The 26,004-nt window shown below is 68.7% G+C and carries 25 protein-coding genes; 19 read left to right on the top strand and 6 right to left on the bottom strand.

The window, feature by feature from the left end:
• Positions 1–146: 146 nt before the first annotated feature.
• Positions 147–1,775, bottom strand: coding sequence for a CTP synthase (locus ACIKT0_RS01170; RefSeq protein WP_407103593.1), 1,629 nt, complete (start codon positions 1,773–1,775; stop codon positions 147–149).
• Positions 1,776–2,114: 339 nt separating this feature from the next.
• Between ACIKT0_RS01170 and ACIKT0_RS01175 the strand changes: the two genes are divergently transcribed.
• From ACIKT0_RS01175 to radC, 10 genes are all read left to right on the top strand, one after another.
• A complete protein-coding gene (locus ACIKT0_RS01175) occupies positions 2,115–3,515 on the top strand; it encodes a M48 family metalloprotease (RefSeq protein ID WP_407103594.1) in 1,401 nt (466 codons plus the stop codon).
• A 114-nt stretch (positions 3,516–3,629) separates the two neighbouring features.
• Entirely contained in the window at positions 3,630–4,385 is a 756-nt protein-coding gene (locus ACIKT0_RS01180; RefSeq protein WP_407103595.1) for a DsbA family protein, read from the top strand.
• A 138-nt stretch (positions 4,386–4,523) separates the two neighbouring features.
• Complete coding sequence (gene aroQ, locus ACIKT0_RS01185) at positions 4,524–4,991, top strand: type II 3-dehydroquinate dehydratase (RefSeq protein ID WP_407103596.1); 468 nt, start codon at positions 4,524–4,526, stop codon at positions 4,989–4,991.
• A gap of 26 nt (positions 4,992–5,017) precedes the next feature.
• A complete protein-coding gene (gene accB, locus ACIKT0_RS01190; RefSeq protein WP_407103597.1) occupies positions 5,018–5,467 on the top strand; it encodes an acetyl-CoA carboxylase biotin carboxyl carrier protein in 450 nt (149 codons plus the stop codon).
• 4 nt (positions 5,468–5,471) lie between these two features.
• Complete coding sequence (gene accC / locus ACIKT0_RS01195; RefSeq protein ID WP_407103598.1) at positions 5,472–6,830, top strand: acetyl-CoA carboxylase biotin carboxylase subunit; 1,359 nt, start codon at positions 5,472–5,474, stop codon at positions 6,828–6,830.
• Positions 6,831–6,891: 61 nt separating this feature from the next.
• Complete coding sequence (aat, locus tag ACIKT0_RS01200) at positions 6,892–7,560, top strand: leucyl/phenylalanyl-tRNA--protein transferase (protein ID WP_407103599.1); 669 nt, start codon at positions 6,892–6,894, stop codon at positions 7,558–7,560.
• A gap of 60 nt (positions 7,561–7,620) precedes the next feature.
• A complete protein-coding gene (locus ACIKT0_RS01205) occupies positions 7,621–8,496 on the top strand; it encodes a hypothetical protein (RefSeq protein WP_407103600.1) in 876 nt (291 codons plus the stop codon).
• 63 nt (positions 8,497–8,559) lie between these two features.
• The gene (locus tag ACIKT0_RS01210; protein WP_407103601.1) at positions 8,560–9,528 is read left to right on the top strand and encodes a glycosyltransferase family 2 protein; all 969 of its coding nucleotides are present in this window, start codon (positions 8,560–8,562) and stop codon (positions 9,526–9,528) included.
• Between the two features lie 103 nt (positions 9,529–9,631).
• The gene (gene map, locus ACIKT0_RS01215) at positions 9,632–10,459 is read left to right on the top strand and encodes a type I methionyl aminopeptidase (RefSeq protein ID WP_407103602.1); all 828 of its coding nucleotides are present in this window, start codon (positions 9,632–9,634) and stop codon (positions 10,457–10,459) included.
• A gap of 85 nt (positions 10,460–10,544) precedes the next feature.
• Complete coding sequence (gene radC, locus ACIKT0_RS01220) at positions 10,545–11,285, top strand: RadC family protein (RefSeq protein WP_407103603.1); 741 nt, start codon at positions 10,545–10,547, stop codon at positions 11,283–11,285.
• A 10-nt stretch (positions 11,286–11,295) separates the two neighbouring features.
• On the opposite strand, the gene ACIKT0_RS01225 is transcribed toward radC, so the two are convergent.
• The gene (locus ACIKT0_RS01225) at positions 11,296–11,805 is read right to left on the bottom strand and encodes a nuclear transport factor 2 family protein (protein WP_407103604.1); all 510 of its coding nucleotides are present in this window, start codon (positions 11,803–11,805) and stop codon (positions 11,296–11,298) included.
• A 136-nt stretch (positions 11,806–11,941) separates the two neighbouring features.
• Here ACIKT0_RS01225 and ACIKT0_RS01230 point away from each other — a divergent pair, with 136 nt between their 5' ends.
• The 5 genes from ACIKT0_RS01230 to ACIKT0_RS01250 all read left to right on the top strand — a co-directional run bounded on the left by ACIKT0_RS01230 (position 11,942) and on the right by ACIKT0_RS01250 (position 16,952).
• Positions 11,942–12,535: a TetR/AcrR family transcriptional regulator gene (locus ACIKT0_RS01230; protein ID WP_407103605.1), complete on the top strand. Its 594-nt coding sequence runs from the start codon at positions 11,942–11,944 to the stop codon at positions 12,533–12,535.
• Positions 12,536–12,865: 330 nt separating this feature from the next.
• Positions 12,866–14,263: a circularly permuted type 2 ATP-grasp protein gene (locus ACIKT0_RS01235; protein WP_407103617.1), complete on the top strand. Its 1,398-nt coding sequence runs from the start codon at positions 12,866–12,868 to the stop codon at positions 14,261–14,263.
• 43 nt (positions 14,264–14,306) lie between these two features.
• On the top strand, positions 14,307–15,248 hold the full coding sequence (locus ACIKT0_RS01240) for an alpha-E domain-containing protein (RefSeq protein WP_407103606.1): 942 nt from the start codon (positions 14,307–14,309) through the stop codon (positions 15,246–15,248).
• 3 nt (positions 15,249–15,251) lie between these two features.
• The gene (locus tag ACIKT0_RS01245) at positions 15,252–16,085 is read left to right on the top strand and encodes a transglutaminase family protein (RefSeq protein ID WP_407103607.1); all 834 of its coding nucleotides are present in this window, start codon (positions 15,252–15,254) and stop codon (positions 16,083–16,085) included.
• 102 nt (positions 16,086–16,187) lie between these two features.
• Positions 16,188–16,952, top strand: coding sequence for a proteasome-type protease (locus ACIKT0_RS01250; RefSeq protein ID WP_407103608.1), 765 nt, complete (start codon positions 16,188–16,190; stop codon positions 16,950–16,952).
• 21 nt (positions 16,953–16,973) lie between these two features.
• Here the strand turns inward: ACIKT0_RS01250 and ACIKT0_RS01255 are convergent, their stop codons facing one another.
• Positions 16,974–17,453 (bottom strand): DUF2155 domain-containing protein, encoded by a 480-nt coding sequence (locus tag ACIKT0_RS01255; protein ID WP_407103609.1) that lies wholly within the window; start codon positions 17,451–17,453, stop codon positions 16,974–16,976.
• 79 nt (positions 17,454–17,532) lie between these two features.
• Entirely contained in the window at positions 17,533–17,952 is a 420-nt protein-coding gene (locus ACIKT0_RS01260) for an NADH:ubiquinone oxidoreductase subunit NDUFA12 (RefSeq protein WP_407103610.1), read from the bottom strand.
• 177 nt (positions 17,953–18,129) lie between these two features.
• Here ACIKT0_RS01260 and ACIKT0_RS01265 point away from each other — a divergent pair, with 177 nt between their 5' ends.
• Entirely contained in the window at positions 18,130–18,783 is a 654-nt protein-coding gene (locus tag ACIKT0_RS01265) for a hypothetical protein (RefSeq protein ID WP_407103611.1), read from the top strand.
• Here ACIKT0_RS01265 and ACIKT0_RS01270 read toward each other — a convergent pair.
• Positions 18,750–19,649: an NAD(P)/FAD-dependent oxidoreductase gene (locus ACIKT0_RS01270; RefSeq protein ID WP_407103612.1), complete on the bottom strand. Its 900-nt coding sequence runs from the start codon at positions 19,647–19,649 to the stop codon at positions 18,750–18,752. The two genes, ACIKT0_RS01265 and ACIKT0_RS01270, sit on opposite strands and share 34 nt — an antisense overlap.
• Positions 19,650–19,663: 14 nt before the next feature.
• Complete coding sequence (locus ACIKT0_RS01275; RefSeq protein WP_407103613.1) at positions 19,664–19,903, bottom strand: DUF2188 domain-containing protein; 240 nt, start codon at positions 19,901–19,903, stop codon at positions 19,664–19,666.
• Positions 19,904–20,089: 186 nt separating this feature from the next.
• Between ACIKT0_RS01275 and htpG the strand changes: the two genes are divergently transcribed.
• The 3 genes from htpG to pepN form a co-directional block, all read left to right on the top strand.
• Positions 20,090–21,982, top strand: a complete 1,893-nt coding sequence (htpG, locus tag ACIKT0_RS01280; RefSeq protein ID WP_407103614.1) for a molecular chaperone HtpG — start codon at positions 20,090–20,092, stop codon at positions 21,980–21,982.
• A gap of 132 nt (positions 21,983–22,114) precedes the next feature.
• A complete protein-coding gene (locus ACIKT0_RS01285) occupies positions 22,115–23,881 on the top strand; it encodes an SLC13 family permease (protein ID WP_407103615.1) in 1,767 nt (588 codons plus the stop codon).
• A 91-nt stretch (positions 23,882–23,972) separates the two neighbouring features.
• Positions 23,973–26,004: aminopeptidase N (pepN, locus tag ACIKT0_RS01290; protein ID WP_407103616.1), on the top strand; the 2,032-nt coding region annotated here is incomplete at its 3' end.

Consider the following 26,004-nt stretch of genomic DNA (forward strand, 5'->3'; position numbering starts at 1 on the left):
GGGCCGCGCCGACCACCGCGTCCTGAACCGCGTCGACCACTGGGTCGGGGGCGTGCACGTGTCGCCGGCCGCGCTCATCCGCTACGACCGCGCGGGCGGTCACCTGGTCGCGCAGGCCTGAGAAGAGCGAGCGCGCCGGCTGGGCGTCAGACCAGCCGGCTCTGCGTCAGCGCCGCCTCGACGAAGGAGGCGAACAGCGGATGGGGCTCGAAGGGCCGCGACTTCAGCTCCGGGTGGAACTGCACGCCGACGAACCACGGATGGTCGGCGTATTCGACGATCTCGGGCAGCAGCCCGTCGGGCGACATGCCCGAGAAGATCAGGCCGTTCGCCTCAAGCCGCTCGCGATAGGCGGTGTTGACCTCGTAGCGGTGCCGGTGGCGCTCGGAGATGTCGTACGAGCCGTAGATCTCGGCCACCTTGGAGCCGCGCGAGAGCCGGGCCTCGTAGGCGCCGAGGCGCATCGTGCCGCCGAGGTCGCCTTCGGCGGCGCGACTCTCAAGCGTGTTGCCGCGAGTCCATTCGGTCATGAGGCCGACCACCGGCTCCGGCGTCGGCCCGAACTCGGTCGAGTTCGCTTCCTTGACGCCCGCCAGGTTCCGCGCGGCCTCGATGACGGCCATCTGCATGCCGAAGCAGATGCCGAGATAGGGAACCTTGCGCTCGCGCGCGAAGGTCGCCGCCCGGATCTTCCCCTCGGCGCCGCGCTGGCCGAAGCCGCCCGGCACCAGGATTCCGTGGACATGCTCCAGGAAGGGCGCCGGATCCTCATTCTCGAAGATCTCGCTTTCGATCCAGTCGACGTTGACCTTCACGGTGTTGGCGACGCCGCCATGCACCAGCGCCTCGTAGAGCGATTTGTAGGCGTCCTTCAGGCCCGTGTACTTGCCGACGATCGCGATCGTCACCTCGCCTTCCGGATGGCGGACGCGGCGGGTGACCTCGCGCCAGCGCGACAGGTCGGGCGCGTTCGTGGGCTCGATCCCGAAGGCGCGAAGCACCTCGATGTCGAGGCCCTCGCGATGATAGGCCTCCGGCACCTCGTAGATGGTGTCGACGTCGCGGGCCTCGATCACGGCCGTCTCGCGGACGTTGCAGAACAGGCCGAGTTTGCGGCGCTCCTCCGGCGGAATCGGCCGGTCGCAGCGGCAGAGCAGGATGTCGGGCTGGATGCCGATCGAGCGCAGCTCCTTGACGGAGTGCTGGGTGGGCTTGGTCTTGAGCTCGCCCGCGCTCGGAATGAACGGCAACAGCGTCAGATGGATGTAGATCGCGTCGCCGCGCGGCAGGTCGTTGCCGAGCTGGCGGATCGCCTCGAAGAACGGCAGGCCCTCAATGTCGCCGACGGTGCCGCCGATCTCGACGAGGACGAAGTCGTAATCCTCGTTGCCCTCGAGGACGAACTCCTTGATGGCGTCGGTGACGTGCGGGATCACCTGCACGGTCGCGCCGAGATAATCGCCGCGGCGCTCCTTCGCGATGATGTCGCGATAGATCCGGCCGGTCGTGATGTTGTCCTGCAGCGAGGTCGGGCGCCCGGTGAAGCGCTCATAGTGGCCGAGATCGAGGTCGGTCTCCGCGCCGTCGTCGGTGACGAACACCTCGCCGTGCTGGGTCGGGCTCATCGTGCCCGGATCGACGTTCAGATACGGGTCCAGCTTGCGCAGCCGGACCGTGTAGCCGCGCGCCTGCAGCAGCGCGCCGAGCGCAGCCGAGGCCAGACCCTTGCCGAGGGAGGAGACCACCCCGCCGGTGATGAAGACGTAGCGCGCCATCCATCCTCTTTCGCGTCAGGGCGCCGCACGCTCCCGCACGACTCTTCAGCACTAGACGGGCGTCCGCCGATTCGGCGAGCGCCGCGGCCCGTTGTCCACAACGCCGCAAACGCACGAACGCCGACCCGCCGGAGGAGGATCTTCCGGGGGACGGGCGGCGGCGTGTTTGAGGCTGGCGGACCTGTTAGCCCGGCTTGATCGCCGCGCAAAGCCCCCGACGCCGCATGGCTGGGTTTTTTCCATAGACAAAGCCGCATGCGGGGACGGCGCCGTCCCGCGTTGACCCTCGCTCTCGCGCCCCCCTAGTGTCCGGCGACCGAAGACTGCATGAGGATCGGCATGACCTCCCGATGCGCCGACCGCCGCACTCCGCCCTCCCGTTTCCGAGGGGCCGTCGCCGCGCTCGTCGCCTGCGGCGTTTTCGCCGCGGGACTGCCCGCGCCCGCCGCGGCCCAGAGCGGCAGAGGGCTGCCGATCATCCGCGACGCCGAGATCGAGGACCTGTTGCGCGACTACATGCGGCCGATCTTCCGGGCCGCGGGCGTCGGCGAGGGCGTCGTCGAGATCACCATCGTGAACTCCCGCGAGTTCAACGCCTTCGTGGCGGACGGGCGACGCATCTTCATCAACGCCGGCGCCCTGATGGACGCCAAGACGCCGAACGAGGTGATCGGCGTGCTCGCGCACGAAACCGGCCACATCGCGGGCGGACACCTCGCCCGCATGCGCCAGCAGATCGACAACATGCAGACCATGGCGATCGCAGCCATGCTGCTCGGCGCGGGCGCCGTGGGCGCGGCGATGGCCGGCGGCTCGCGCAGCGCCGGCGACGCAGCGCTCGGCGCGGTGATGGGACCGCAGGAGATCATCCGCCGCAGCCTGCTCAGCTATCAGCGCACGCAGGAGGAGGCCGCGGACCGCGCGGCCGTCAGCTATCTCACCAAGACCAAGCAGTCCGCGAAGGGCATGCTCGTCACCTTCAGGCGCTTCGCCGAACAGCTCGCGTTCTCGCGGCGCTTCATCGACCCTTATGCGCAGAGCCATCCGATGCCGCAGGACCGCATCGTGAACCTCGAGGCGCTGGCGCAGAAGAGCCCCTACTACAACACCCCCGACTCGCCTGCCCTCCAGGCGCGCCACGACCTGATGCGCGCCAAGCTGTTCGGCTTCATCGACACGCCCGACGGGGTCGGCAGGCGCTATCCGCCGAGCGACCAGAGCCTGCCGGCGCGCTACGCCCGCGCGATCGCGACCTATCGCTCCGCGCCGCTCCAGGGCGCCGTGGCGCAGATCGACGGGCTCATCGCCGCGCAGCCGCAGAACCCTTATTTCCATGAGCTGAAGGGACAGGCCTATCTGGAGAACGGCCGGCCGAAGCAGGCGATTCCTGCGTTGCGCCGGGCCGTCGCGCTCGCGCCCGGGGCCCCTCTGATCCGGACCATGCTCGGCCAGGCGCTGATCACCGACGGCCAGATCGACGCTGCGATCCCCGAGCTCACCAAGGCGGTGGCCCGGGACGACAAGAACGCCGAGGGCTACCGCCAGCTGGCGCTCGCCTATGCGCGCAAGAACCGGCTTCCGGAAGCCGATCTCGCCACCGCGCAGGCCGCCTTCGTCTCGGGAGATTACGGGACCGCGCGCCAGATCGCGGCGCGGGCCAAGATCGGGTTGAAGCCGAACACGCCCGGCTGGCTGAAGGCCGACGACATCGCGAGCTACAGGCCGCCCGCGGCGAATTGAAGTCGCGCGGCGGCGTTCAGCCGGGCCGCCCCATTTCCAACGCGGCGCTTTTGGATGATATGGCGCACCCGGCTTCCTCGGCCGACGAAACCCTCCTCCCCCCAGGAGCCCTTGATGCGTCTCTTCCTCCGTCTCGCCCTCGCCGGCGCGCTCGCCCTATCGGCGGCGTGGCCGGCCGTCGCCTTCGACGCCAAGGAGAAGGAGGAGATCGGCACGGTCGTCCGCGACTATCTGCTGCAGCATCCGGAGGTGCTGCTCGACGCCCAGCGCGAGCTCCAGCACCGCCAGGAGGCGAAGCTCGACGAGCAGCGCAAGGGCGCGCTCAAGAACTACGTCGCCAAGATCGACGCGTCCAAGCTCCACGCGGTGATGGGCGACCCCAAGGGCGACGTCACGCTGGTGGAGTTCTTCGACTACAATTGCGGCTACTGCCGCCGCGCGCTGCGCGACCTCGACGCCCTGATCGCGGCCGACCCCAAGCTGCGCATCGTGCTGATGGAGTTGCCGGTGATCCGGCAGGAATCGCTCGGCGCCGCCCAGGTCTCGCTCGCCGTCAGCCACGCCGCTCCGGACAAGTTCAGGGCGTTCCACGAGAAGCTGCTCGGCGGCCAGTCGCTCGCGACCAAGGCCCGGGCTCTCGCGGTGGCGAAGGAGGTCGGGCTCGATCCGGCCAAGATCGAGGCGGCGATGAACGGCCCCGAGGTCCGCAAGGCGCTTCTGGAGTCCAAGGAGCTCGCCGATGAGCTCGGCGTCGAGGCGACCCCGACCTTCGTGATCGGCGACGCCGTCGTCCCCAACACCAGCGACGTCGTCGACGACCTGCAGGGCAGGATCGCGGCGCTCAGGACGTGCGGCAAGTCCGTGTGCTGAGGCGCACCTGCGAGCGCCCGGCACGGCGCGGCGGAAGGATGCGCGGAATCGCTTGGGTTCACGCGCGGTCTTCCCTATAACCCCGGACGCTCGCCGCCGACCGGTCCGCGTCTCGCGGCCAAGGATCAGCCTGCTCCCGTGACCCCGATCGTCCTCGTCCTCAACGGTCCGAACCTGAACCTGCTCGGCTCGCGCGAGCCGCAGGTCTACGGATCGTCGACCCTGGCCGACATCGAGGCGCGCGCGCGGGAGGTCGGCGAGAAGCTCGGCCTTCATGTCGACTGCCGTCAGTCGAACCATGAGGGCGTGCTGGTGGACTGGATCCAGGAGGCCCGCTCCGGCGTCTCCGGCATCGTCCTAAACGCCGGCGCCTACACCCACACTTCGGTGGCCATCCACGACGCGCTCCGCGCCGTCGGAGTGCCGACCGTCGAGGTGCATCTGTCGAACATCCACGCGCGCGAAGCATTTCGCCACACGTCTTTCGTCTCGCCGATCGCGGTCGGCGTCATCGCAGGACTTGGGGTCGACGGCTATGAGTTCGCCCTCCAGGCGCTTGCGCGCCGGATCGAGCACGGCCGGCGCCCAGAGACCCTGACGGCGTGAGCGGCGCGCCCTAAACCTGGGACACCATGACCAACGCAACCGGCAACATCAGCGATCAGGAGCTTGTCCGCGAACTGGCGGAACTGATGATCGAGAAGGGCCTTAGCGAGGTCGAGATCGAGCGCGACGATTTCCGCGTCCGGGTCGCGCGACAGACGCTCGCGACCGTCGCCGCACCCGCCCCGGCTCCCGCTGTTACGGCTGCGGCCTCCGCCGCCGCGCCCGCGGATCCGGCGAAGGCGCAGGGCGCCGTGCTCTCCCCGATGGTGGGCACCGCCTATCTGGCGCCCGAGCCCGGCGCCCGTCCCTTCGTGGAGATCGGCGCCACGGTCCGGCAGGGACAGACCCTGATGATCGTCGAGGCGATGAAGACCATGAACGCGATACCGGCGCCGAAGGCCGGCGTGGTGCGGGAGGTTCTTGTGACGGACGGGCAGCCGGTAGAGTTCGGTGAGCCTCTCCTGATCGTCGACTGAGCCGATGCCCAGCTTCGACAAGGTTCTGATCGCCAACCGCGGCGAGATCGCGCTTCGCATCCTGCGGGCCTGCAAGGAGCTCGGGATCGCCACGGTCGCGGTGCACTCGACCGCGGACGCCGACGCCATGCATGTCCGGCTCGCGGACGAAAGCGTGTGCATCGGCCCGCCCTCCGCGCGCGAGAGCTACCTCAACATCCCCGCCCTGCTCGCCGCCTGCGAGATCACGGGCGCGGACGCGGTTCATCCCGGCTACGGCTTTCTCTCGGAGAACGCGCGGTTCGCGGAGATCCTCGAGGAGCACAACCTCGTCTTCATCGGGCCGAAGCCCGAGCACATCCGCATCATGGGCGACAAGATCGCCGCCAAGCAGACGGTGAAGCGGCTCGGCATTCCGGTCGTGCCGGGCTCCGACGGCGGGATCACGGACGACGTCGAGGCGCGGCGCGTCGCGCGCGAGATCGGCTATCCCGTGCTGGTCAAGGCCGCGGCCGGCGGCGGCGGGCGCGGCATGAAGGTCGCGATGACCGAGGACGACCTCGTGGAGGCGCTGCAGACGGCGCGCAGCGAGGCGAAGGCCGCCTTCGGCGACGACGCGGTGTACCTGGAGAAGTACCTGGTCCACCCGCGTCACATCGAGGTGCAGGTGCTGGGCGACGGCGAAGGCGCGGCGATCCATCTCGGCGAGCGCGACTGCTCGCTGCAGCGCCGCCATCAGAAGGTCTGGGAGGAGGCGCCCTCCCCGGCCCTCAACGCGGCCGACCGCGCCTCGATCGGCGAAACGGTCGCCGCCGCCATGCGCGAGCTCCGCTACCGCGGCGTCGGCACGGTCGAGTTCCTGTACGAGAACGGCCGCTTCTACTTCATCGAGATGAACACCCGGATCCAGGTCGAGCACCCGGTGACGGAGATGATCACCGGCATCGACCTGGTCAACGAGCAGATCAGGATCGCAAGCGGCGCCCGGCTGGCGATCGCCCAGGAGGACGTGATCTTCCGCGGTCACGCCATCGAGTGCCGGGTCAACGCCGAGCACCCCGAGACCTTCCGGCCCTCGCCCGGCCGCGTCGCCTACTACCACGTGCCCGGCGGTCTCGGCGTCCGAGTCGATTCGGCGGCCTATCAGGGCTATTCGATCCCGCCGCACTACGACAGCCTGATCGGAAAGCTGATCGTACACGGCCGCAACCGCACCGAATGCCTGATGCGGCTCCGCCGGACGCTCGACGAGTTCGTGGTCGACGGCGTCGAGACGACGCTGCCGTTGTTCCGGCGGCTGGTGCGCAACCAGGCGATCCAGGACGGGGACTACGACATCCACTGGCTCGAGACCTGGCTGGCCGAAATGGCTCCCGAGGCTTGAGCGGGGCGCGCGCGCACGCGCCCTTCCCCTCCGGGGGCGGCGGTCCTACGTTGATCGGGCGATGACCCGCATCAACGACGTTCTCGTGGAGATCACGCCGGAAGTCCTGCTCAAGGCCTATGCCTGCGGGATCTTCCCGATGGCCGAGAGCGCGGACGATCCAGGACTCTACTGGATCGAGCCGGAGCTCCGCGGCGTGCTGCCGCTCGAGGGCTTCCACGTCTCTTCGCGGCTGGAGCGCACCGTGCGCTCCGACGTCTTCGAGATCCGCGTGGACACCGCGTTCGAGGCGGTGCTGGACGGCTGCGCCGCGCCCGGGGCCGGTCGCGACAAGACCTGGATCAACGCCCGCATCCGGCGGCTCTATGGCGATCTCTACGAGATAGGGCATTGCCATAGCGTCGAGGCCTGGCGCGAGGACCGTCTCGTGGGCGGCCTCTATGGCGTCGAGCTCGGCGGCGCGTTCTTCGGCGAGAGCATGTTCCATGTCGAGCGGGACGCCTCGAAGGTCGCGCTCGTTCATCTCGTCGCCCGCCTCCGGCGCGGCGGCTTTCGGCTCCTCGACACCCAGTTCGTCACCGAGCATCTGAGACGTTTCGGCGCGGTGGAGACGCCGCGGCGCGAATATCACCGGCTGCTCGAGCACGCGCTTCGCGTGGAGGCGGACTTCTTCGCCTGGGAGAAGGGCCGGCGGATCACCGGCGCCGAAGCAATCGAGGCGCTGAAGTAACGCTTCGGTAAGCAAGAAGAGGGTTACTGAAAGGTAGCATCCCTGCCACGGGTCTACCGCATGAACCCCGAGTCCCGCCGCGATCTTCCGCCATCCGCGTTCGAACCGGCGAAGCCGGAAAGCCGCGACGTCACGATCTGGGCCGCGGACACTGCGTCCGGGCCCGCGCCCCTCTCGTCGCGCGCAAGCCGCTACCTTCCCTATGGTCTGGTCGGGGCCGGCCTCCTGATCTGTGGAATGGCGTTCGCGAATCTCGCCACCGCGCCCTCGCTGACCGACGGGGTCGACGAGATCTCCGCGATCGACGCGCGCCAGATGGGCCTTGCGCTCAATCTCGATCCCACGGGCTCGCGGGCCCGCGACGCGGCGATCAGCAAGGACGTCGGCGCCTTGAAGGCGGAGATCGCGCGGCTGCGGCGGGCGCTCGATCAATCGAAGACCAGCCAGGCCTCGCTGTCCAAGGCGACGGCCGGCCAGGCGGCCGCGAACCTCGATGAAGTCCGCGCCCTCAAGGCGGAGATCGCCTCCCTCACCAAGACGCTCGAGGAGACGCGCGCCGCCGCGGCATCCAAGATCGACGCGCTCGCCTCCAAGGTCGATCAGTCCAAGGAGGACCAGGCCCGGCTCGCGGAGCTGCAGGACCGGCTCGACAAGATGGAGAAGGCGTCCGCAGAGAAGACCGCCGAGAAGGTCGCGAAGGCCGAGCCGGAGACCACCGGCAGCATCTCCAAACCGACCGCTTCCGAACGGGTCGTGCGGAACTGGGTCGTGCGCGACGTCTATGACGGAGTGGCTCTGCTGGAAGGCCGCGGGGGCGACCAGATCGAGGTCGAGCGCGGCGCGCGAGCGCCGGGGGCGGGCCGGGTCCGTTCCATCCAGCGCCGCAACGGCGAGTGGGTCGTGGTGACCGACAGCGGCGTGATCCTGCCGCGCTGAGAGCTTTAATCCGGGTTTAAAGCGGCGAAGCGCAGAATGGCCGGGACCAACGAGGCTCGACCGATGTCGCCTGCCGTCGAGATGCTGCGCGAGGACCGCCCGGCTCGCCGCGAAGCCGCTCCGCCGAGGATCGCGGTGCTGCTGCCCTGCTACAATGAGGAGGCGGCGGTCGCCGAGGTGGTGCGCGGCTTCAGGGCGGCGCTGCCCACCGCCGAGATCTACGTCTACGACAACAACTCGGCGGATCGCACCATAGAGCGGGCGCTCGAGGCCGGCGCGATCGTCAGGCGGGAGCGCAGGCAGGGCAAAGGCAATGTCGTCCGCCGCATGCTCGCCGACATCGAGGCCGACGTCTACCTGATGGCCGACGGCGACCTCACCTACGATCCGCTGGCCGCGCCCCTGCTGATCGAACGGCTGCTGGCGCACCAGCTCGACATGGTGGTGGCCACCCGCGAAGGCGAAGGCATGCTGGCCCGCAAGGGCCATGCGGCCGGCAATCGCATGTTCAACGGGATGATCAAGCGGCTGTTCGGCGCCGGGTTCACCGACATCCTGTCGGGATACCGGGTGGTCTCGCGCCGCTTCGCCAAGTCCTTCCCGACCGCCTCACACGGCTTCGAGATCGAGACCGAGCTTGCGGTGCACGCGCTGGACCTCCGCCTCGCCGTCGACGAGATCCCGGTCCGCTACGGCAAGCGGCCCGAGAACTCGACCAGCAAACTTTCGACCTGGCGGGACGGCCTGCGGATCCTCTGGACCATCGCGATGATGTATCGCGCGCTGAAGCCGTTCAAATTCTTCGGCGTCATCGGGGCGGCGCTCGCCCTGGTCAGCGTCGCGCTCGCAGCCCCGGTGGTCGAGACATACCTGGAGACCGGGCTCGTCCCGCGCTTCCCGACCGCGATCCTCGCGGCCAGCGTGATGCAGCTCGCCGTCCTGAGCCTGGTCTGCGGCGTGATCGTCGAGGCGATCGCGGAGGGCCGCCGCGAGGCGAAGCGGCTGCGTTACCTGGAGCTGAAGAGAGCCTGATCGCTCTGCCGGCCGGCCGGATCAGGCATGCGCTTGGCGCGGCGGCCTGCCGCGCCTATGTTGGGAACGCTTCCCGACCGCCGCGCACGAGCCGCTTTTCACGATGACCTTTGTCGACGCCCAGACTGCGCCGCTTCGCAAGAACGGCGCGATCAAGATTCACACCGCCGAGGCTTTCGAAGGCATGCGGCGCGCCGGCCGGCTCGTGGCGGAAGCGCTCGACATGCTGCACGACCATGTTAAGCCCGGCGTCACCACGGACGCGCTGGACAAGCTCGCGCTCGAGTTCGGCATGGACCACGGCGCGCTGCCGGCCTGCCTCTATTATCGCGGCTACTCCAAGACGATCTGCACGTCGATCAACCACGTCGTGTGCCACGGCATCCCGAACGACAAGCCGCTGCGCGAAGGCGACATCGTCAATGTCGACGTCACCTATGTGCTCGACGGCTGGCACGGCGACTCGAGCCGCATGTTCGCGATCGGCGCGATTCCGCGCCGCGCCGAGCGGCTGATCGAGATCACCTACGAGTCGCTCATGCGCGGGCTTGCGGTCATTCGCCCCGGCGCGACGACCGGCGACATCGGCGCCGCGATCCAGGAATACGCCGAGGGCGAGCGCGCCTCGGTGGTGCGCGACTTCTGCGGCCACGGCATCGGGCGGCTGTTCCATGACGAGCCGAACATCCTGCATTACGGCCGCCGCGGCGAGGGAGCCGAGCTCAAGACGGGGATGTTCTTCACCGTCGAGCCGATGATCAATCTCGGCCGGCCGCATGTGAAGGTGCTGGCGGACGGCTGGACCGCCGTGACCCGCGATCGCTCGCTCTCCGCGCAGTACGAGCACATGGTCGGGGTGACCGAGGACGGCTGCGAGATCTTCACCGAATCCCCGCGCGGCCTCATGGCCCCGAAATTCGCGACCGTCTGAGCCGAACTCCCGTTCGACGCCGTCTTGCCCGAGTCGCCGGAGCGCGCCACGATGGCGCTCCCGAACGTCCGGAGCAGCGGCGGACATGCCGTCGGCGAAGCCCGCCTCTCAAGACGCCCCCCTGCCCGGCTTCGACGAGGCGTCCCCGAAGGACGCCCCGCATTATCTCGGCCATCGCGAACGGCTGCGGTCGCGTTTCCTCGATGGCCAGGCCGACGCCCTTCCGGATTACGAGCTGCTCGAGCTCATTCTGTTCCGGACGCTGCCGCGCGGCGACGTGAAGCCGCTGGCCAAGGCGCTGCTCGCCACCTTCGGCTCCTTCGCCGACGTTCTGGCGGCGCCGATCGAGCGGCTGGTGGCGATCAAGGGGGTGAAGGAGGCGACCGCGACCGACTTCAAGGTGGTCGAGGCGGCCGCCCGGCGTTTCGCCAAGGGCGCCATCACCAAGCGGCCGGTGCTGGCCTCGTGGTCCGCGGTCATCGACTATTGCCGCACCGCGATGGCGTTCGACGACCGGGAGCGCTTCCGCATCCTGTTCCTCGACAAGAAGAACGGGCTGATCGCCGACGAGGTGCAGCAGACCGGCACCGTCGACCACACGCCGGTCTATCGGCGCGAGGTCGTGCGGCGCGCGCTTGAGCTGCGCGCGACCGCTCTCATCCTAGTGCACAACCACCCCTCGGGGGACCCGACGCCGAGCCGGGCCGACATCGAGATGACGCGGACCCTTATCGACGTCTCGCGGCCGCTCGGCATCGAGATCCACGACCACGTGATCGTGGGACGGGAGGGGCACGCCAGCTTCCGGGGCCTGAAGCTGATCTGAGCCGCCTGTCCTAGGCCAGGTCAGGCTCGCCCAGGGAGGCCTGGATGTCGGCGTGAAACTGCCAGTTGCCCTCCGCCCACTTCACCCCCTGGACGGACGTCGCGATCTTCCACCCGTCATCGGTCCGCACGAACTCCAGGTCGTACGCGCCGACGAGCGTCTGGTAGGGGCTTCCATTCGCCGCCCGGTAGTAGTGGCTGGCGTGCATGAGCACGTGGCAGGAAGCCCTGTCCTCCTGGATGACGATGCTTTGCGGGATCATGATGTGCTCGTCGCCGTCGAGCCGGCCGTGGAACTGTCTGGCCAACCGGCACCATTTGTCGGCCGACACGCGCGTCGGGCCCATGCCGATCGTCGGACTATGATCGACCTCGATCTGATCGCCGTAGCAGGTCCTGAGCAGGTCGAAATCGTGGGTGTCGGTGCCCTGTCCGTAGCGCTGAACCAGGTCCGTGATGGCGATATAGCCGAGAAGGTAATCGACCTTCTCTTCCAGCCGGGCGCTTCGCAACTTGTTCAACTGCTCTGCCGCCGTACCGAACATGCTGTATCCTTTCCCGAGGATGCGGACGTCAAAAGGAACGCAACGCTGCTAACCGGAGGAACCCTCCGCTAGCAGAGATACGGAGGCGTCCTCCGCTTTCAAGGGGCCATGCGTGCCGCAGGACATTCATCCGGTTGAGACACGGCCGCTGCGCGCCGACGGCAGGCGCAACAGGGCGAGGCTGGTGGAGGCCGCCAAGCGCGGGTTCGCTGAACAGGGCCCGAACGTCCCGCTGGAGCACATCGCCCGCGACGCGGCCGTCGGGATCGGCACGCTGTACCGCCACTTTCCGACGCGCGACGCACTGATCGAGGCGGTGTATCGGCAGGAAGTGGACGCATTGGTCGACGCCGCGTCGCAGATGGAGGCGAACCAGTCCTCCGGTGAGGCGCTGCGGTCGTGGCTGGTCCTGTTCGTGGACTTCCTCGAGACGAAGCAGGGCATCGGCGCCGTGCTGGACACGCTGATAGGCGGCTCGGAACCGCTATACAGCGGCACGCCGGCGCGGTTGTCGCCGCCGATCGACCGGCTCGTGGAGCGGGCGAACGCGGACGGCGATGTTCAGATCGACATCGCCCCGCTGAACCTGCTGCGCGCCATCGCCGGGGTCGCCACGATCAGGCCGGAGACTGGCTGGAAACAGCAGGCCGTGGCTCTGATCGACCTGCTGCTCAGAAGCGGGCGCAACGCAGGCATCCGAGGGTGAAAACCCGACCAACGGAGGCTTATCAAGGTTGTGGCCATGGTGCACAACCACCCTCCGGGGCGCCGATGCCCCGAGTCGGGCGGACATCGAGATGACGCTGACCTTGATCGATGTCTCACGGCCCTGCGGGGCCGATCCACGACCATTTGACCGCGGGACGGGAAGGTCACGCCAGCTTCAGCGGCCTGAAGCCGATCTGGGCAGATCGTGGGCAGCTCTCTGCGATAAAAATCAGCCTTCGGGCTCTTTCCCCGCGCGGCGCCCGTATTAGCATCAAGCTGAAGCGTCAGAAGGAGTCCCGCCCGCTTGCCCTCCCCCGCCTTCGACGAGATGACGCTTTCGGACGGCAGCGTTCGCCCCGCGTACAGGAAACTCGCCGAGTGGCTCGCGGCCGCTCCGCCCGACCTGCTCCAGTACCGCGTCAAGGAAGCCGAGCTGCTGTTCCGCCGCATCGGCATCACCTTCGCGGTCTATGGGGACCAGCAGGCGCAGGAGCGCCTGATTCCCTTCGACATCATTCCCCGCATCATCACCGCCGACGAGTGGGCGACCCTCACCAGAGGGCTCGTCCAGCGCGTCGAGGCGCTGAACCGGTACATCTCCGACGTCTATGGGAAGCGCGAGATCCTCAAGGCGGGGATCGTGCCCGAGGAGCTCGTGTTCCGGAACGAGGCGTTCCGGCCCGAGATGGCCGGGAAGACGCCGCCGCATGACCTGTGGGTGCACATCGCCGGCATCGACGTGGTGCGCGTGGAAGCCGACACGTTCTACGTGCTGGAAGACAACGCCCGGACGCCTTCCGGCGTCTCCTACATGCTGGAGAACCGGGAGGTGATGATCCGGCTGTTCCCGGAGCTGTTCTCGCAGCACCGCGTGGCGCCGGTCGAACGGTATGCGGACGAGCTTCTGGCCACGCTGCGCTCTCTTGCGCCGCGGACCAGCTCGGCGGAGCCGGTCGTCGTCCTGCTGACCCCGGGCGTCTACAACTCGGCCTATTACGAGCACTCCTTCCTGGCCGACAAGCTGGGCATCGAGCTGGTCGAGGGTCGGGATCTCTTCGTGCGCGACGAGGTCGTCTACATGCGCACGACCGAAGGGCCGCAGCGCGTGGACGTGATCTACCGGCGGATCGACGACGAGTTCCTCGACCCTCTGGTGTTCCGTCCGGACAGCGCGCTGGGCGTGCCCGGCCTGATGAGCGCCTATCACGCCGGCAACGTCACGCTCACCAACGCGATCGGAACGGGCGTCGCCGACGACAAGGCGATCTACAGCTACATGCCGGAGATCATCCGGTTCTATCTCGGCGCCGAGCCGATCCTGAAGAACGTGCCGACCTATCGCTGCCGCGAGCCGGAGGCGCTGTCTTACGTGCTCGATCATCTCGACGAGCTGGTCGTCAAGGAAGTCCATGGCTCGGGCGGCTACGGCATGCTGGTCGGGCCGCACGCCTCGAAGGAGCAGATCGAGCTGTTCCGCGCCAAGCTGAAGGCGTCGCCAGCCGGCTTCATCGCCCAGCCGACCCTCGCGCTCTCGACCTGCCCCACCTACGTCGCGTCGGGCGTCTCGCCGCGGCATGTGGACCTGCGGCCGTTCGTTCTCACCGGATCGAACGGCGTGCGGATCGTGCCCGGCGGGCTGACCCGCGTGGCGATGCGCGAAGGCTCGCTGGTCGTCAATTCGAGCCAGGGCGGCGGCACCAAGGACACCTGGGTGCTGGACGAATGACCATCCCGCTGCGTTCTCCCCAGCCCCGCTTGCGCGTGACCTCATGCTGAGCCGCACCGCCGACAATCTGTTCTGGCTGTCGCGCTACATCGAGCGCGCGGAAGCGCTCGCGCGGATCCTGGAAGCCACCCAGCGGCTCGCCTCGCTGCCCGCCGCCTATGGCGGCCAGACCAACGAATGGGAGAGCGCGGTCGCGACCGCCGGTTGCGCCGAGGGCTTTTACGCCAAGCACGAAGAGGCCGATCACCACTCGGTCGTGGCCTATCTCGTCTTCGACCGCGACAATCCCTCTTCGATCCTGAACTGCTTCGAGACGGCGCGGCACAACGCCCGCTCGGTCCGCACCGCGCTCACGATCGAGATGTGGGAGACGATCAACGGCGCTTGGATCGAGCTGCGGCGGCTGGCCGACCGCAGGCTCGCCGGCGAGGAACTCACCCGCTTCCTCGGCTGGGTGAAGGAGATCGGGCTGCGCTTCGACGGCTCCGCCACCCGCACGATGCTGCGCAACGACATCTATGATTTCTCGCGCATCGGCATGCTGCTCGAGCGCGCCGACAACACCGCCCGCATCCTCGACGTCAAATATCATCTGCTGCTGCCGGAGCAGGGCGAGGTCGGCGGCGGCCTCGACTACTACCAGTGGCAGGCGATCCTGCGCGCGGTCTCGGCGGTGACGAGCTATCACTGGGTCTATCGCGAGAGCGTGAAGCCCTGGCTGATCGCCGACCTGCTCATCCTGAACGACCAGATGCCGCGCTCGTTCGCCGCCTGCTATGGCGAACTCGTCCGCCACCTCGACCAGCTGGCGCGCGCCTATGGCAGGCAGGGGCCGGCGCAGCGGCTCGCGCGAAGCTGCCGGGCCCGGCTCGAGAACGCCGACATCCGCGACGTCTTCCAGAGGGGACTGCACGAGTTCATCACCGACTTCATCGCCGACAACAATCAGCTGGGCGCCGCGGTCCACGAGCAGTATCTCGCGTAACCCATGCGCCTGACCATCCGCCACGAGACGACCTATCGCTTCGAGACGCCTGCCGCGTCCGTCATCCAGACGTTGCGGCTGTGGCCCCGCGGTCATGACGGTCAGCACGTCGTGCGCTGGCGCCTCGACGTCGACCGCAACTGCCGCCTGCGGGCTGCGGAAGACGCGTTCGGGAACCAGACCCACGTCTTCGCCGCCGACGGCCCGCTGGACGAGATCACCGTGCTGGTCGAGGGCGAAGTCGACACGCAGGACGCCGCGGGCGTCGTCAATCGAGCCGCCGAGCGCTTTCCGCCCGCGCTCTATCTGCGCGAGACGCCGCTCACCGCCCATGATCACGAGATCTCAGCGTTCGCCGAGGAGGTCGGCTCCAGCGCTGGCGATGGCGAGCTCGCCGCCCTTCACGGGCTGCTCGATCGCCTGCATTCCGAGATGGAGTTCGCGCCGGGGCAGCCGGACGGAGCCACCACGGCCGCCGAAGCTTTCCGTGTGAAGCGCGGAACGGCGCAGGACCTAACCCATGTCTTCCTCACCGCCGCGCGCGGCCTGCAGATCCCTGCCCGCTGCGTCAGCGGCTACGTCCGTCGCGAGGGGGGCGAACCGCAGGACGCGCCGCACGCCTGGGCCGAGGCCTACGTCCGCGATCTGGGCTGGGTCGGCTTCGATCCGACGGAAGGCGCCTGTCCCACCGAATCGCATGTCAGGGTCGCGATCGGGCTCGACTGCCTTGGCGCGGCGCCGGTGCGCGGCTCCCGCTATGGCGGATCGGGAGAGACGATGAGAATGAGCGTTCTGGTTCAGGACACACGAGCCTCTCGCAGTTATCGCCGGTCCTGAGCGTCCAACTGGCGCCCTAATTCGATGCAGCGCGGCATCGCGCGTTGGCGCGTCGGCGGGACTCTTGATAGCGTCGGCGGCTTCTGTGGTCGGGACGCGTAAATGACCTATTGTGTTGGTATTCTGGTCCGTGATGGACTGGTCATGATCGCCGACACCCGCACCAATGCGGGGATCGACAACATCGCCGTTTTCCGCAAGCTCAAGATCGTCTCCGAGCCCGGGCGGCGCACGCTCGCCATCGCCACCTCCGGCAATCTCTCCGTCAGCCAGTCGGTGATCTCGATGCTCGCCGAGGGCGTCGAGAATCCGGAGACCGGCGAGCTCGAAACGCTCGAAAGCCAGCCGACCATGTTCAAGGCCGCGCAGCTCGTCGGGCGAGCCGTGCGAGAGGTCTGGCGGGTCGACGGCGCGAGCCTTGAGCAGATGACGGCGCGCTTCGACGTGCAGCTGCTGTTCGGGGGCCAGGTGGCGGGCGGCCGCGTCCGGCTCTTCATGATCTATGCGGCCGGCAACTTCATCGAGGTGACGCCTGACACGCCCTATTTCCAGATCGGCGAGCACAAATACGGCAAGCCGATCCTCGACCGCGCGGTCACTTACGAGACGGACCTCTACGACGCGCTGAAGATCGGCCTGATCTCGATGGACTCGACGATGCGGTCGAATCTCGGGGTCGGGCCGCCGATCGACGTTCTCGTGCTCAGGAAGGACGCGCTGGTCCCGGAGCTCGATTTCAGGATCGAGCCCAACGACCGCTATTTCGTCGACCTGCGCGAGCGCTGGTCTCGCGCGTTGCGCACGGCGCATATGGAGATTCCGCGGCCGCCCTATGGGGCGAACGTGCCGGGAGACGTGGAAGGCTGACCGGGTCCAGGCGCGCCGCGCCTACTCGCCGAGCGTCGGTCCCTGCGGCGCCTCCGGCCGGGCGCCGCCTTTGCAGTCGACCAGCCACACGTCGTAGATCGGATGCTCGACGCCGGACAGCCCCGGGCTGGAGGCGAACATCCAGCCCGAGAAGATCTTCCGCCGCTCATTGCTCAGCGTGATCTCTTCGACGTCGACATAGGACGTCGTGTTCGGCGCCTCGGTCGGCGGCCGGGTGTAACAGACATGCGGCGTGACCTTCAGCGCGCCAAAAGTCGCCGTCCTGTCGATCGGCGCATCGAACTCCGTGATGCGGCCGGTGATCTTGTCGAGGCCGTTGAACACCGCGACGGGATTCGAAATCCGCGGCGTGGGCGCGACGATCTCGGGACGCGCCGCCTTGGGCGGGGTGTCGAGCGTCGAGGCCCCCGGATTCTGGGCGAGCGCCGGAGCGCACAGAAGAACGAGCGGCAGTGCGATCGTAGCGCGACGTGCGGGCACGGGACAGGAACTCTCGCGGCGATCGTGGGCAGAGGGGGTCGACGCCGGAAAATACGTCGGATGGAGCGCTACGGCGGCTTCAGTCCTCGGGGGACCAGGCCTTGTAGTCGCCAGTCGCGGCGGGACGCTTGCGGGTCGAGAACGCCGAACCCTGCGGACGATAGGCTTCGACGGTGCCGGTCTTGTTGTCGCGGTGGCGCTTCTCCCACTCGCGCGGGACGTAGTTCTCGTTGGCGGGAGGCGCGTTCACCGTGTGATGGATCCAGCCGTGCCAGCCGGGCGGGATCGCGGAGGCCTCCGCGTAGCCCGAATAGACCACCCAGCGGCGCTCGCTGCCGAAGGCCGCGTTCTTCTTGGGGTCGTTCGGCAGGCGGTAATAGCGGTTGCCGAACTCATCCTCGCCGACGAACTCGCCGCCCCGCGACAGCGCGAAGCGCGTGCCCATGGTGGCCTTGTTCCACCAGGTGAAGATGTCGGTCAGGACGCTCATCAGCGACATGGGTCGACTGGCCTCGATGGTTCCGCGCCAACGGTATGGTCCGCGCGGGACGCCTTGTCCAGAACGGCCGATCAGGGCATCGGCTTTTGTTCAGCGGATACGGTCCCTCGCAAGGCGCCGGTCAGGATTCGGTAACCTCGTCCGGGCGACTCTCCGCCCGCGATGAGCGGGGGCGCGATGAGACTCGAGGAACGTCGGGCGGCGTGGAACGAACGCGCTGCGGTCGACGGATTCTGGCGCGCGCACCCTTTGCGCGCCGATCGCCTGGCTCGGGCCCTGGCGCAGCAAAGCGAGACGCCGAGCGGCTGGAGCTGGACGCTCGCGGGCGACGATCCCCGGCGGCTGCGCGTCCCGCCCCTCCCCCACCGGCTCGTCAAGGCCGAGGCGCAGCCGGGCCGCTGCGTAATCTGCGGACAGGCCGTCTTCCGATTGGGCTGGCATCGTGATCTCTGGGGCGCCGGCGTCACCAACCAGCGGGCCGCCTGGCACGCCTGCTGCGTCGTCGCGTGGAAGCTCTGGAACGCGCCGAGCGACCACCGCCGCCTGCTGGCCAGGGTTCAGGGCCACCGCTGCGCGATCACCCAGAAGCGGCTCCTCAAGACCGCGGAGGTGGATCACCGCGTGCCGTTGTTCGAGGTCTGGCGCGACCGGCGCGACCTGCCTTGGCCGCAGCTGCTCGCCTTCTGGGGCGCGCCCAATCTTCAGGTCGTGAACCGCTCCGCCCACACGGGCAAATCGATCGCGGAGACGCAGGACCGCGCGCTTCGCCGCCGCAGCGTTCTCGCGCCCGAGCAGGCTCAGCCCGACCCCAAGGAGCCCTTTCTGAGCTGATTGTGGATGTCGGTGGCGGCGAGCGCGGCATGGCCCGCGGCCACCGAGATCTGGTTGAGCTCGTCGACCACGTCCCCGACGGCGTAGAGGCCAGGCGTGGTGGTCTGCTGATGGGCGTCGGTCTCGATGCAGCCGACGTCGGTGCAGGCGGCGCCGAGCGCGGCCGCCAGCTTCGACTGCGGCTCGTTGCCCATCGCGAAATAGAGCATCTCGAAGGTCAGCCGCGTCCTGTCGGCGAGCGCGGCGACGCAGCCCCCGCCGAGTTCGAGATCGCGCAGCGGCGCGCTCGCCACCGTGACCCCCGGGCACGGCGAGGTCCCCGCGGGCGCCGCCCGATCCGGGATGACCGTGACCCGATCCGTGAAAGTGGTGAGGAAATCGGCTTCAGCGAGGGCGCGGTCGAGCGGCCCGAACACGCCCACCTCCCGGTCGGTCGCCTCGAAGCCGTCGCACACCGGACAAAGCCTGATCGTGCCGTCCTCGATGGCCTGCTCGACGCCGGGACGATCGAGCACCCGGTCCTTCACGCCGGAGGCGAGAATGACGGCGGGCGCCGTCAACTCGAAACCGGCGCCTACGGCGCGAAAGCCGCCGCCGTCGGCGCGGCTCAGCTGGTCGACGCGCCCCTGGCGCAGGACGGCGCCGTAGCGTTCGGCCTGCTCGCGCAGCCGCTTCAGCAGGTCGCGCCCGGACACGCCCTGTGGAAAGGCCGGCATGTTGTGGCTGACCGGGATCCACCGGGCCCGGCTTTGGCCATCGTCGATCACCACGGCGCGCCTGCGAAACCGCGCCAGATAGGTGGCGGCGATCAGTCCGGCGGGCCCGCCGCCGACGATGATGCAGTCCGGACCGGTCGTCTGCTCCACGGGCGGGCGGTCCGTCAGTCCTTGACGGTCGTGCTCGGGCGATCGTCCGCCGAAGCGTGCTCGACCCGCCACTGACCCTTCTCGTCCTCGTATTCGATGTCGGTGTCGTCGCCGGGGACGCGCTGCTCGCCAGCCGCGCGCTCGGCGGCGGCGTGCGCGGCCTCGCGGCTCGGGAATGTCTCGGAGAACACGTCGCCGAGCTTGTAGGCCCAGCCGTCATTATGTTCGACGATCTCGTACTGAACGTTGGCCATCCGCCCCTCCTGCTTCAGCAGAGCAACGAGATCGACGGCTGCTTGTTCCGCGGCGACGGAATACGATCACATCGAGAGGACGCGGCCCCGGTGACACGCCGCCTCCTGTCGCGAGGGCCAAGGCTCTTGAACTCGGAAACCGCGCCGGCCATTTCGACGCCGAAAATTCCCAGGGGAGCACACGCCGTGACCGCCGACGCCGAGACGCAACCGACGCAGCCGGAAAGCCGGGCCTTCGAGGCCGACGTCGCCAAGCTGCTGCACCTGATGGTGCACTCCGTCTATTCGGACAAGGACGTCTTCCTCCGCGAGCTGATCTCCAACGCCGCCGACGCCTGCGAGAAGCTGCGCTTCGAGGCGATCGAGACGCCTTCGCTGCTGGGTGACGACCCACAGCCTCGCATAACGGTGCTAGCCGACCCGGAAGCGCGTCGCCTCGTCGTGGAGGACAACGGCGTGGGGATGAGCCGCGACGAGATGGTCGAGGCGCTCGGCACCATCGCCCGCTCCGGCACCAAGGCCTTCGTCGAGCGCATCGAGGCCGCGCAGCAGAAGGAAGGCGCCCAGCTGATCGGACAGTTCGGCGTCGGCTTCTACTCGGCCTTCATGGTCGCGGACCGCGTCGAGGTCGTCTCCCGCCGCGCCGGGGCCGATGAGGCCGCGACCTGGGTCTCCGACGGCAAGGGGACGTTCTCCGTGGCGCCCGCGAGCCTGGAGGAGGCCCCGGCGCGCGGCACCCGCGTCATCCTGCACCTGCTCGAGGACGCCTCCCAGTACGCCGAGCGCTGGACGCTCGAGAGCACGATCAAGGCTCAGTCCGGCCATGTGCCGGTGCCGATCTGGCTGGTGGAGAATCCCGGCGCCGAGGCGGTGGAGCTGACCGACGGGGCGGCGCTGTGGACCCGCCCGAAGTCTGAGATCTCGAAGGAGGACTACGCCGAGTTCTACCGCGGCCTCGGCGGCTCCTTCGACGAGCCGGCGATGACCGTGCACTACCGCGCCGAGGGCCGGCATGAATACACCGCGCTCGCCTTCGTGCCTTCGAGCCAGCCCTTCGACCTGTTCGATCCCGATCGCAAGGGCCGCATGAAGCTCTACGTTCGGCGGGTCTTCATCACCGACGACGCCGAGCTTCTGCCGCGCTACCTGCGCTTCGTGCGCGGACTGGTGGACAGCGCAGATCTGCCGCTCAACGTCTCTCGCGAGATGATCCAGGAGAGCCCGATCCTCGGCGCCATCCGCAAGGGTCTCACGAACCGCGTGCTGGGCGACATCGAGAAGCTGGCCGAGGCCGACCCCGCGACGTTCGAGACCGTCTGGTCGGCGTTCGGGCCCGTGATCAAGGAAGGCCTCTACGAGGACTACGAGCGACGGGCGCAGCTGCTGGCGCTGTCGCGCTTCCGCACCACGGCCTCGGGCGAGGGCTGGCGCTCGCTCAAGGAGTACGTCGCCGACCTCAAGGAGAACCAGACCGCCATCTACTATCTCGCCGGCGGGGAGCGGGAGCGGCTGCGGGCGTCGCCCCACCTCGAGGGCTTCCGCGCGCGCGGCGTCGAGGTGCTGCTGCTTTCCGACCCCGTCGACAGCTTCTGGGTCACCACGCTGGACGGCTTCGCGGGCAAGCCCTTCAAGTCCGTCACGCAGGGGAACGCCGATCTCGCGCTGATCAGCAAGCTCGACGCCGCCGAGGAGGCGGCGCCCGAGACGCCGCCATCGGTGGCTGAGTTCATCGCCTTCGCCAAGACCGCGCTCGGCGATCAGGTCGCCGACGTGCGCGCATCCGACCGGCTGACCGAGAGCCCGGTCTGTCTGGTGGCGCCCGACCACGGGCCGGACAGGCAGCTCGAGAAGATCCTCGCGAGCGCCGGCCGCGCGGGCGCGGCCGCCAAACCGATCCTGGAGATCAACCCGAGCCACGGGCTGATCAAGGCGCTGGCCGCGAAGGACGATGAGGCCCTGCGCGGCGACGCGGTCGCGCTGCTGCTCGATGAAGCGCGGATCCTCGACGGGGAGCGGCCGGCGGACCCGCAGGACTTCTCCACCCGGCTCGCGCGCGTCCTCGAGCGCGCTCTGCGCTGAGGCGCAAAATCGCCGGCGGCGGCTCATCGCCGCCGGCCGGGGCGGCGCTATCTGGCGGCGGATGAAGCGCCCCCGCCTGTTACCGCCGCCAGCTCCCGCCGCCTCTCCTTCCGGGAGGGGCCGCGGGCGCCCATGACGCTTCCCCAAGCTCTGTCCTTCGCCATCATCGGGCTAATGATGGCCGCCTTCGCTTGGGGGCGCTTCCGCTATGACGTGGTGGCGGTCGGGGCGCTTCTCGCCGCCCTTCTGGCCGGCGTGGTGAAGCCCGCCGATGCGTTCTCGGGCTTCTCGGACGACATCGTCATCATCGTCGGCAGCGCGCTTGTGGTGAGCGCCGCAATATCCCGGTCGGGCCTGATGGCGGCCGCGGTGCAGCGCTTCGCGCCCAACATCAGCTCGACGCGGGCGCAGCTTCTGCTGCTCGTCGGCGTGGTCACCGTTCTTTCCGCCTTCGTGAAGAATGTCGGGGCCCTCGCGATCATGATGCCGATCGCGATCCAGATGGCTCGCCGCTCCGGCGTGTCGGCGTCGCTCTACCTGATGCCGATGGCGTTCGGCTCGCTGCTCGGCGGGCTGATGACACAGATCGGCACCTCGCCGAACGTGATCGTCTCCCGCGTGCGTGGCGAACTCACCGGCACGCCCTTCTCCATGTTCGACTTCACGCCGGTCGGGCTCACGCTCGCGGTCATGGGCGTGGGCTTCCTCGCATTCGCGTACCGGCTGCTGCCGAACCGCGACAGGGCGGGCGCGGACGTCGATGAGGCGATCGAGATCAAGAACTACGTCACCGAAGCCCGGGTCACGGAAGAGTCCACCGCCGTCGCCAAGACCGTCCGCGACCTCGCCGCCCTGGCTTCCGGGGACGCGATGGTCACCTCGATCGTCGATGCGCGCGGGCGGCGCCGGACGCCGATGCCCGACGCGAAGCTGCTCGAGGGCGACGCGCTTCTGATTGAAGGCGATCCGGCCGCGCTCGACCGGATCGTGGCGCGCGGCAGGCTGAAGCTCGCGAGCGCGCGGGCCGGAGAGCCGGAGACCGACATCGGATCGGTCGAAGCCATCATCGGCCCACGCTCGTCGTTCATCGGCGCCTCGGCCGAGCGCCTCTCGCTGTTTCATCGGACCGGGGTCGATCTGCTGGCGGTGAGCCGGCGCGACAAGCGCTTCACCGAGCGGCTGCACGAGATCACGCTGGCGGCGGGCGACGTGATCCTGCTGCGGGGGGACCGGACGAGGCTGGCGGAGTTGTTGCGCGAATGGGACTGCCTGCCGCTTGCGGAGCGCGAGCTGCATCTCGGCATATCGCGGCGCGGCCTGCTGCCGGTCCTGATCCTCGCCGGCGCGATGCTGGCCACCACCCTCAGCCTGACCACTGTGCCTGTGGCCTTCTTCACCGCGGCCGCGCTGATGGTGGCGACGGGGTCGTTGCCGGCGCGCGACGCCTATCGGAGCCTCGACGCCCCGATCCTCGTGATGCTGGCCGCGCTCATCCCGGTGAGCGACTCCGTGCGCACGACCGGCGCGGCGGACCTCGTGGCAGGCTGGCTTTCGCACGCCGCCCAGGCGCTGCCGCCCTATGGCGCTCTGGCGCTGATCCTCGTCGCGGCCATGGCGGTGACGCCGTTCCTCAACAACGCAGCGACCGTTCTCGTGATGGCGCCGATCGCGGCGCAGTTCGCCACCCAGCTCGGCTTCAGGCCCGACGCCTTCCTGATGGCCGTCGCGATCGGCGCGGGCTGCGATTTCCTGACGCCGATCGGCCATCAGTGCAACACGCTGGTGATGGGCCCCGGCGGCTACCGCTACGGCGATTATGCGCGGCTCGGAGCTCCGCTCTCGCTGCTCGTCGTGCTGGTCGCGGTGCCTATGCTGATGCTCGTCTGGCCGCTGAACTGAGAGACCGCCCTCGTCGGCGCGTCCGCCTTGCGCCGCGCCGCGACGGGAGCCTAAACCGGGGCGAACGCTCACGCCCCACCGGAGCAAACCGATGCGCGCCGAGGATCCCCGCCCTGTCCGACTCGCCGAATACCGGCCTTCGGACTTCCTGATCGACGCCGTGCATCTCGACGTGAGCCTGGATCCGGAGGCGACCCGCGTGACGGCGCGGCTCGCGATCCGGCCGAACCCGCTCGGTCGCGAGAACGCCGCGCTCAAGCTCGATGGCGAAGACCTCAATCTGGTCTCCGCCGAGATAGACGGCGCGCCGCTCAGGGTCGACGACCTCGACGTCACGCCTTCCTCGCTGACGCTGGCGAACCCGCCCCGTGGGCCCTTCGAGCTGACGCTGACCACGCTCGTCGACCCGTCCGCGAACACCCGCCTGATGGGCCTCTATCGCTCGAACGGCGCCTACTGCACGCAATGCGAGGCGGAGGGCTTCCGTCGCATCACCTACTTCCTCGACCGGCCGGACGTTCTCGCCGTCTATACGACGCGCATCGAGGGATCGGAGGCCGAGACGCCGATCCTGCTCTCCAACGGCAATCTGGTGGAGACGGGCCCGGCCGGCGACGGCCGGCACTTCGCGGTGTGGCACGACCCGCACCCGAAGCCCTCCTACCTGTTCGCGCTCGTGGCCGGCGACCTCGGCGTCGTCGAGGACGAGTTCGTCACGATGAGCGGCCGGCGCGTGGCGCTCAAGGTGTTCGTCGAGCACGGCAAGGAGGACCGCGCCCATCACGCCATGGAGTCGATCAAGGCCTCCATGCGCTGGGACGAGGAGACCTTCGGCCGCGAGTACGACCTCGACGTCTTCATGGTTGTGGCCGTGTCCTACTTCAACATGGGCGCGATGGAGAACAAGGGGCTGAACGTCTTCAACGACAAGTACGTCCTGGCCAGCCCCGAGACGGCGACGGACGGCGACTACGCAAACATCGAGGCGATCATCGCCCACGAATACTTCCACAACTGGACGGGCAACCGGATCACCTGCCGCGACTGGTTCCAGCTCTGCCTGAAGGAGGGGCTGACGGTGTTCCGCGACCAGGAGTTCACCTCCGACATGCGGTCGCGGCCCGTGAAGCGGATCTCGGACGTGCGGGGTCTGCGCTCCGTCCAGTTCGCCGAGGACGCAGGCCCCCTCGCCCACCCCGTGCGGCCGCAAATCTACCACGAGATCAACAACTTCTACACGCCGACGGTCTACGAGAAGGGCGCGGAGGTGATCCGCATGCTCAAGACCCTGATCGGTCCTGAGGCGTTCCGGGCGGGCATGGACCTCTATTTCGACAGTCACGATGGTCAAGCCTGTACGATCGAGCAGTTCATCGCCTGCTTCGCGGAAGTATCCGGCCGCGACATGACCCAGTTCCTGCGCTGGTATGACCAGGCCGGGACGCCGGAGGTCGACATCCGCACCGCCTACGATGCGGACCGCAAGACCTTCACGATAGACGCCTCGCAGAAGACGCCGCCCACCCCGGGGCAGCAGTTCAAGCAGGCCGTGGTGATCCCGCTGGCGCTGGGCCTCGTGGACGAGGACGGCTCGGACATGCCGCTAGTGATCGGGGGCGCGCCGGCGGCGCCGGTGATCGCGCTGACCGAGGAGAACACACGCATCGTGTTCGAGAACGTCGAGCGCAGGCCTGTCCCATCGCTGTTCCGCAACTTCTCGGCTCCCGTGAAGCTCCGCTCCGACCAGAGCGTCGAGGATCTCCTGTTCCTGGCGCGGATGGACAGCGACCCGTTCAATCGCTGGCAGGCCGTCCAGACGGTCGCGCTCCGCGGGCTCGTCGCCGGCGTCGCGGCCCTGCGTGAAGGCCGTGAGCCTGCGGAAGAGCCGCGCCTTGCCGAGGCCATCGGCCGGGCGTTCGACCCGGCGGAGACGGACTGTGCCTACGCCGCCCAGATCGCCGCGCTGCCGAGCGAGGGCGACGTCGCGCGCGAGCTCGGCGAGGACGTCGATCCCGACGCGATCCACTCGGCCCGCTCCTACCTCAAGGCGAGCCTTAGGCAGCGCCTCGCCGAGCCCCTCGCCGCCGCGTTCGACCGTCTGGCCGAGCGGGGCCCCTATTCAG

This window comes from Hansschlegelia beijingensis (assembly GCF_045505405.1).
In the GTDB taxonomy this organism is placed as follows: domain Bacteria; phylum Pseudomonadota; class Alphaproteobacteria; order Rhizobiales; family Methylopilaceae; genus Methylopila; species Methylopila beijingensis_A.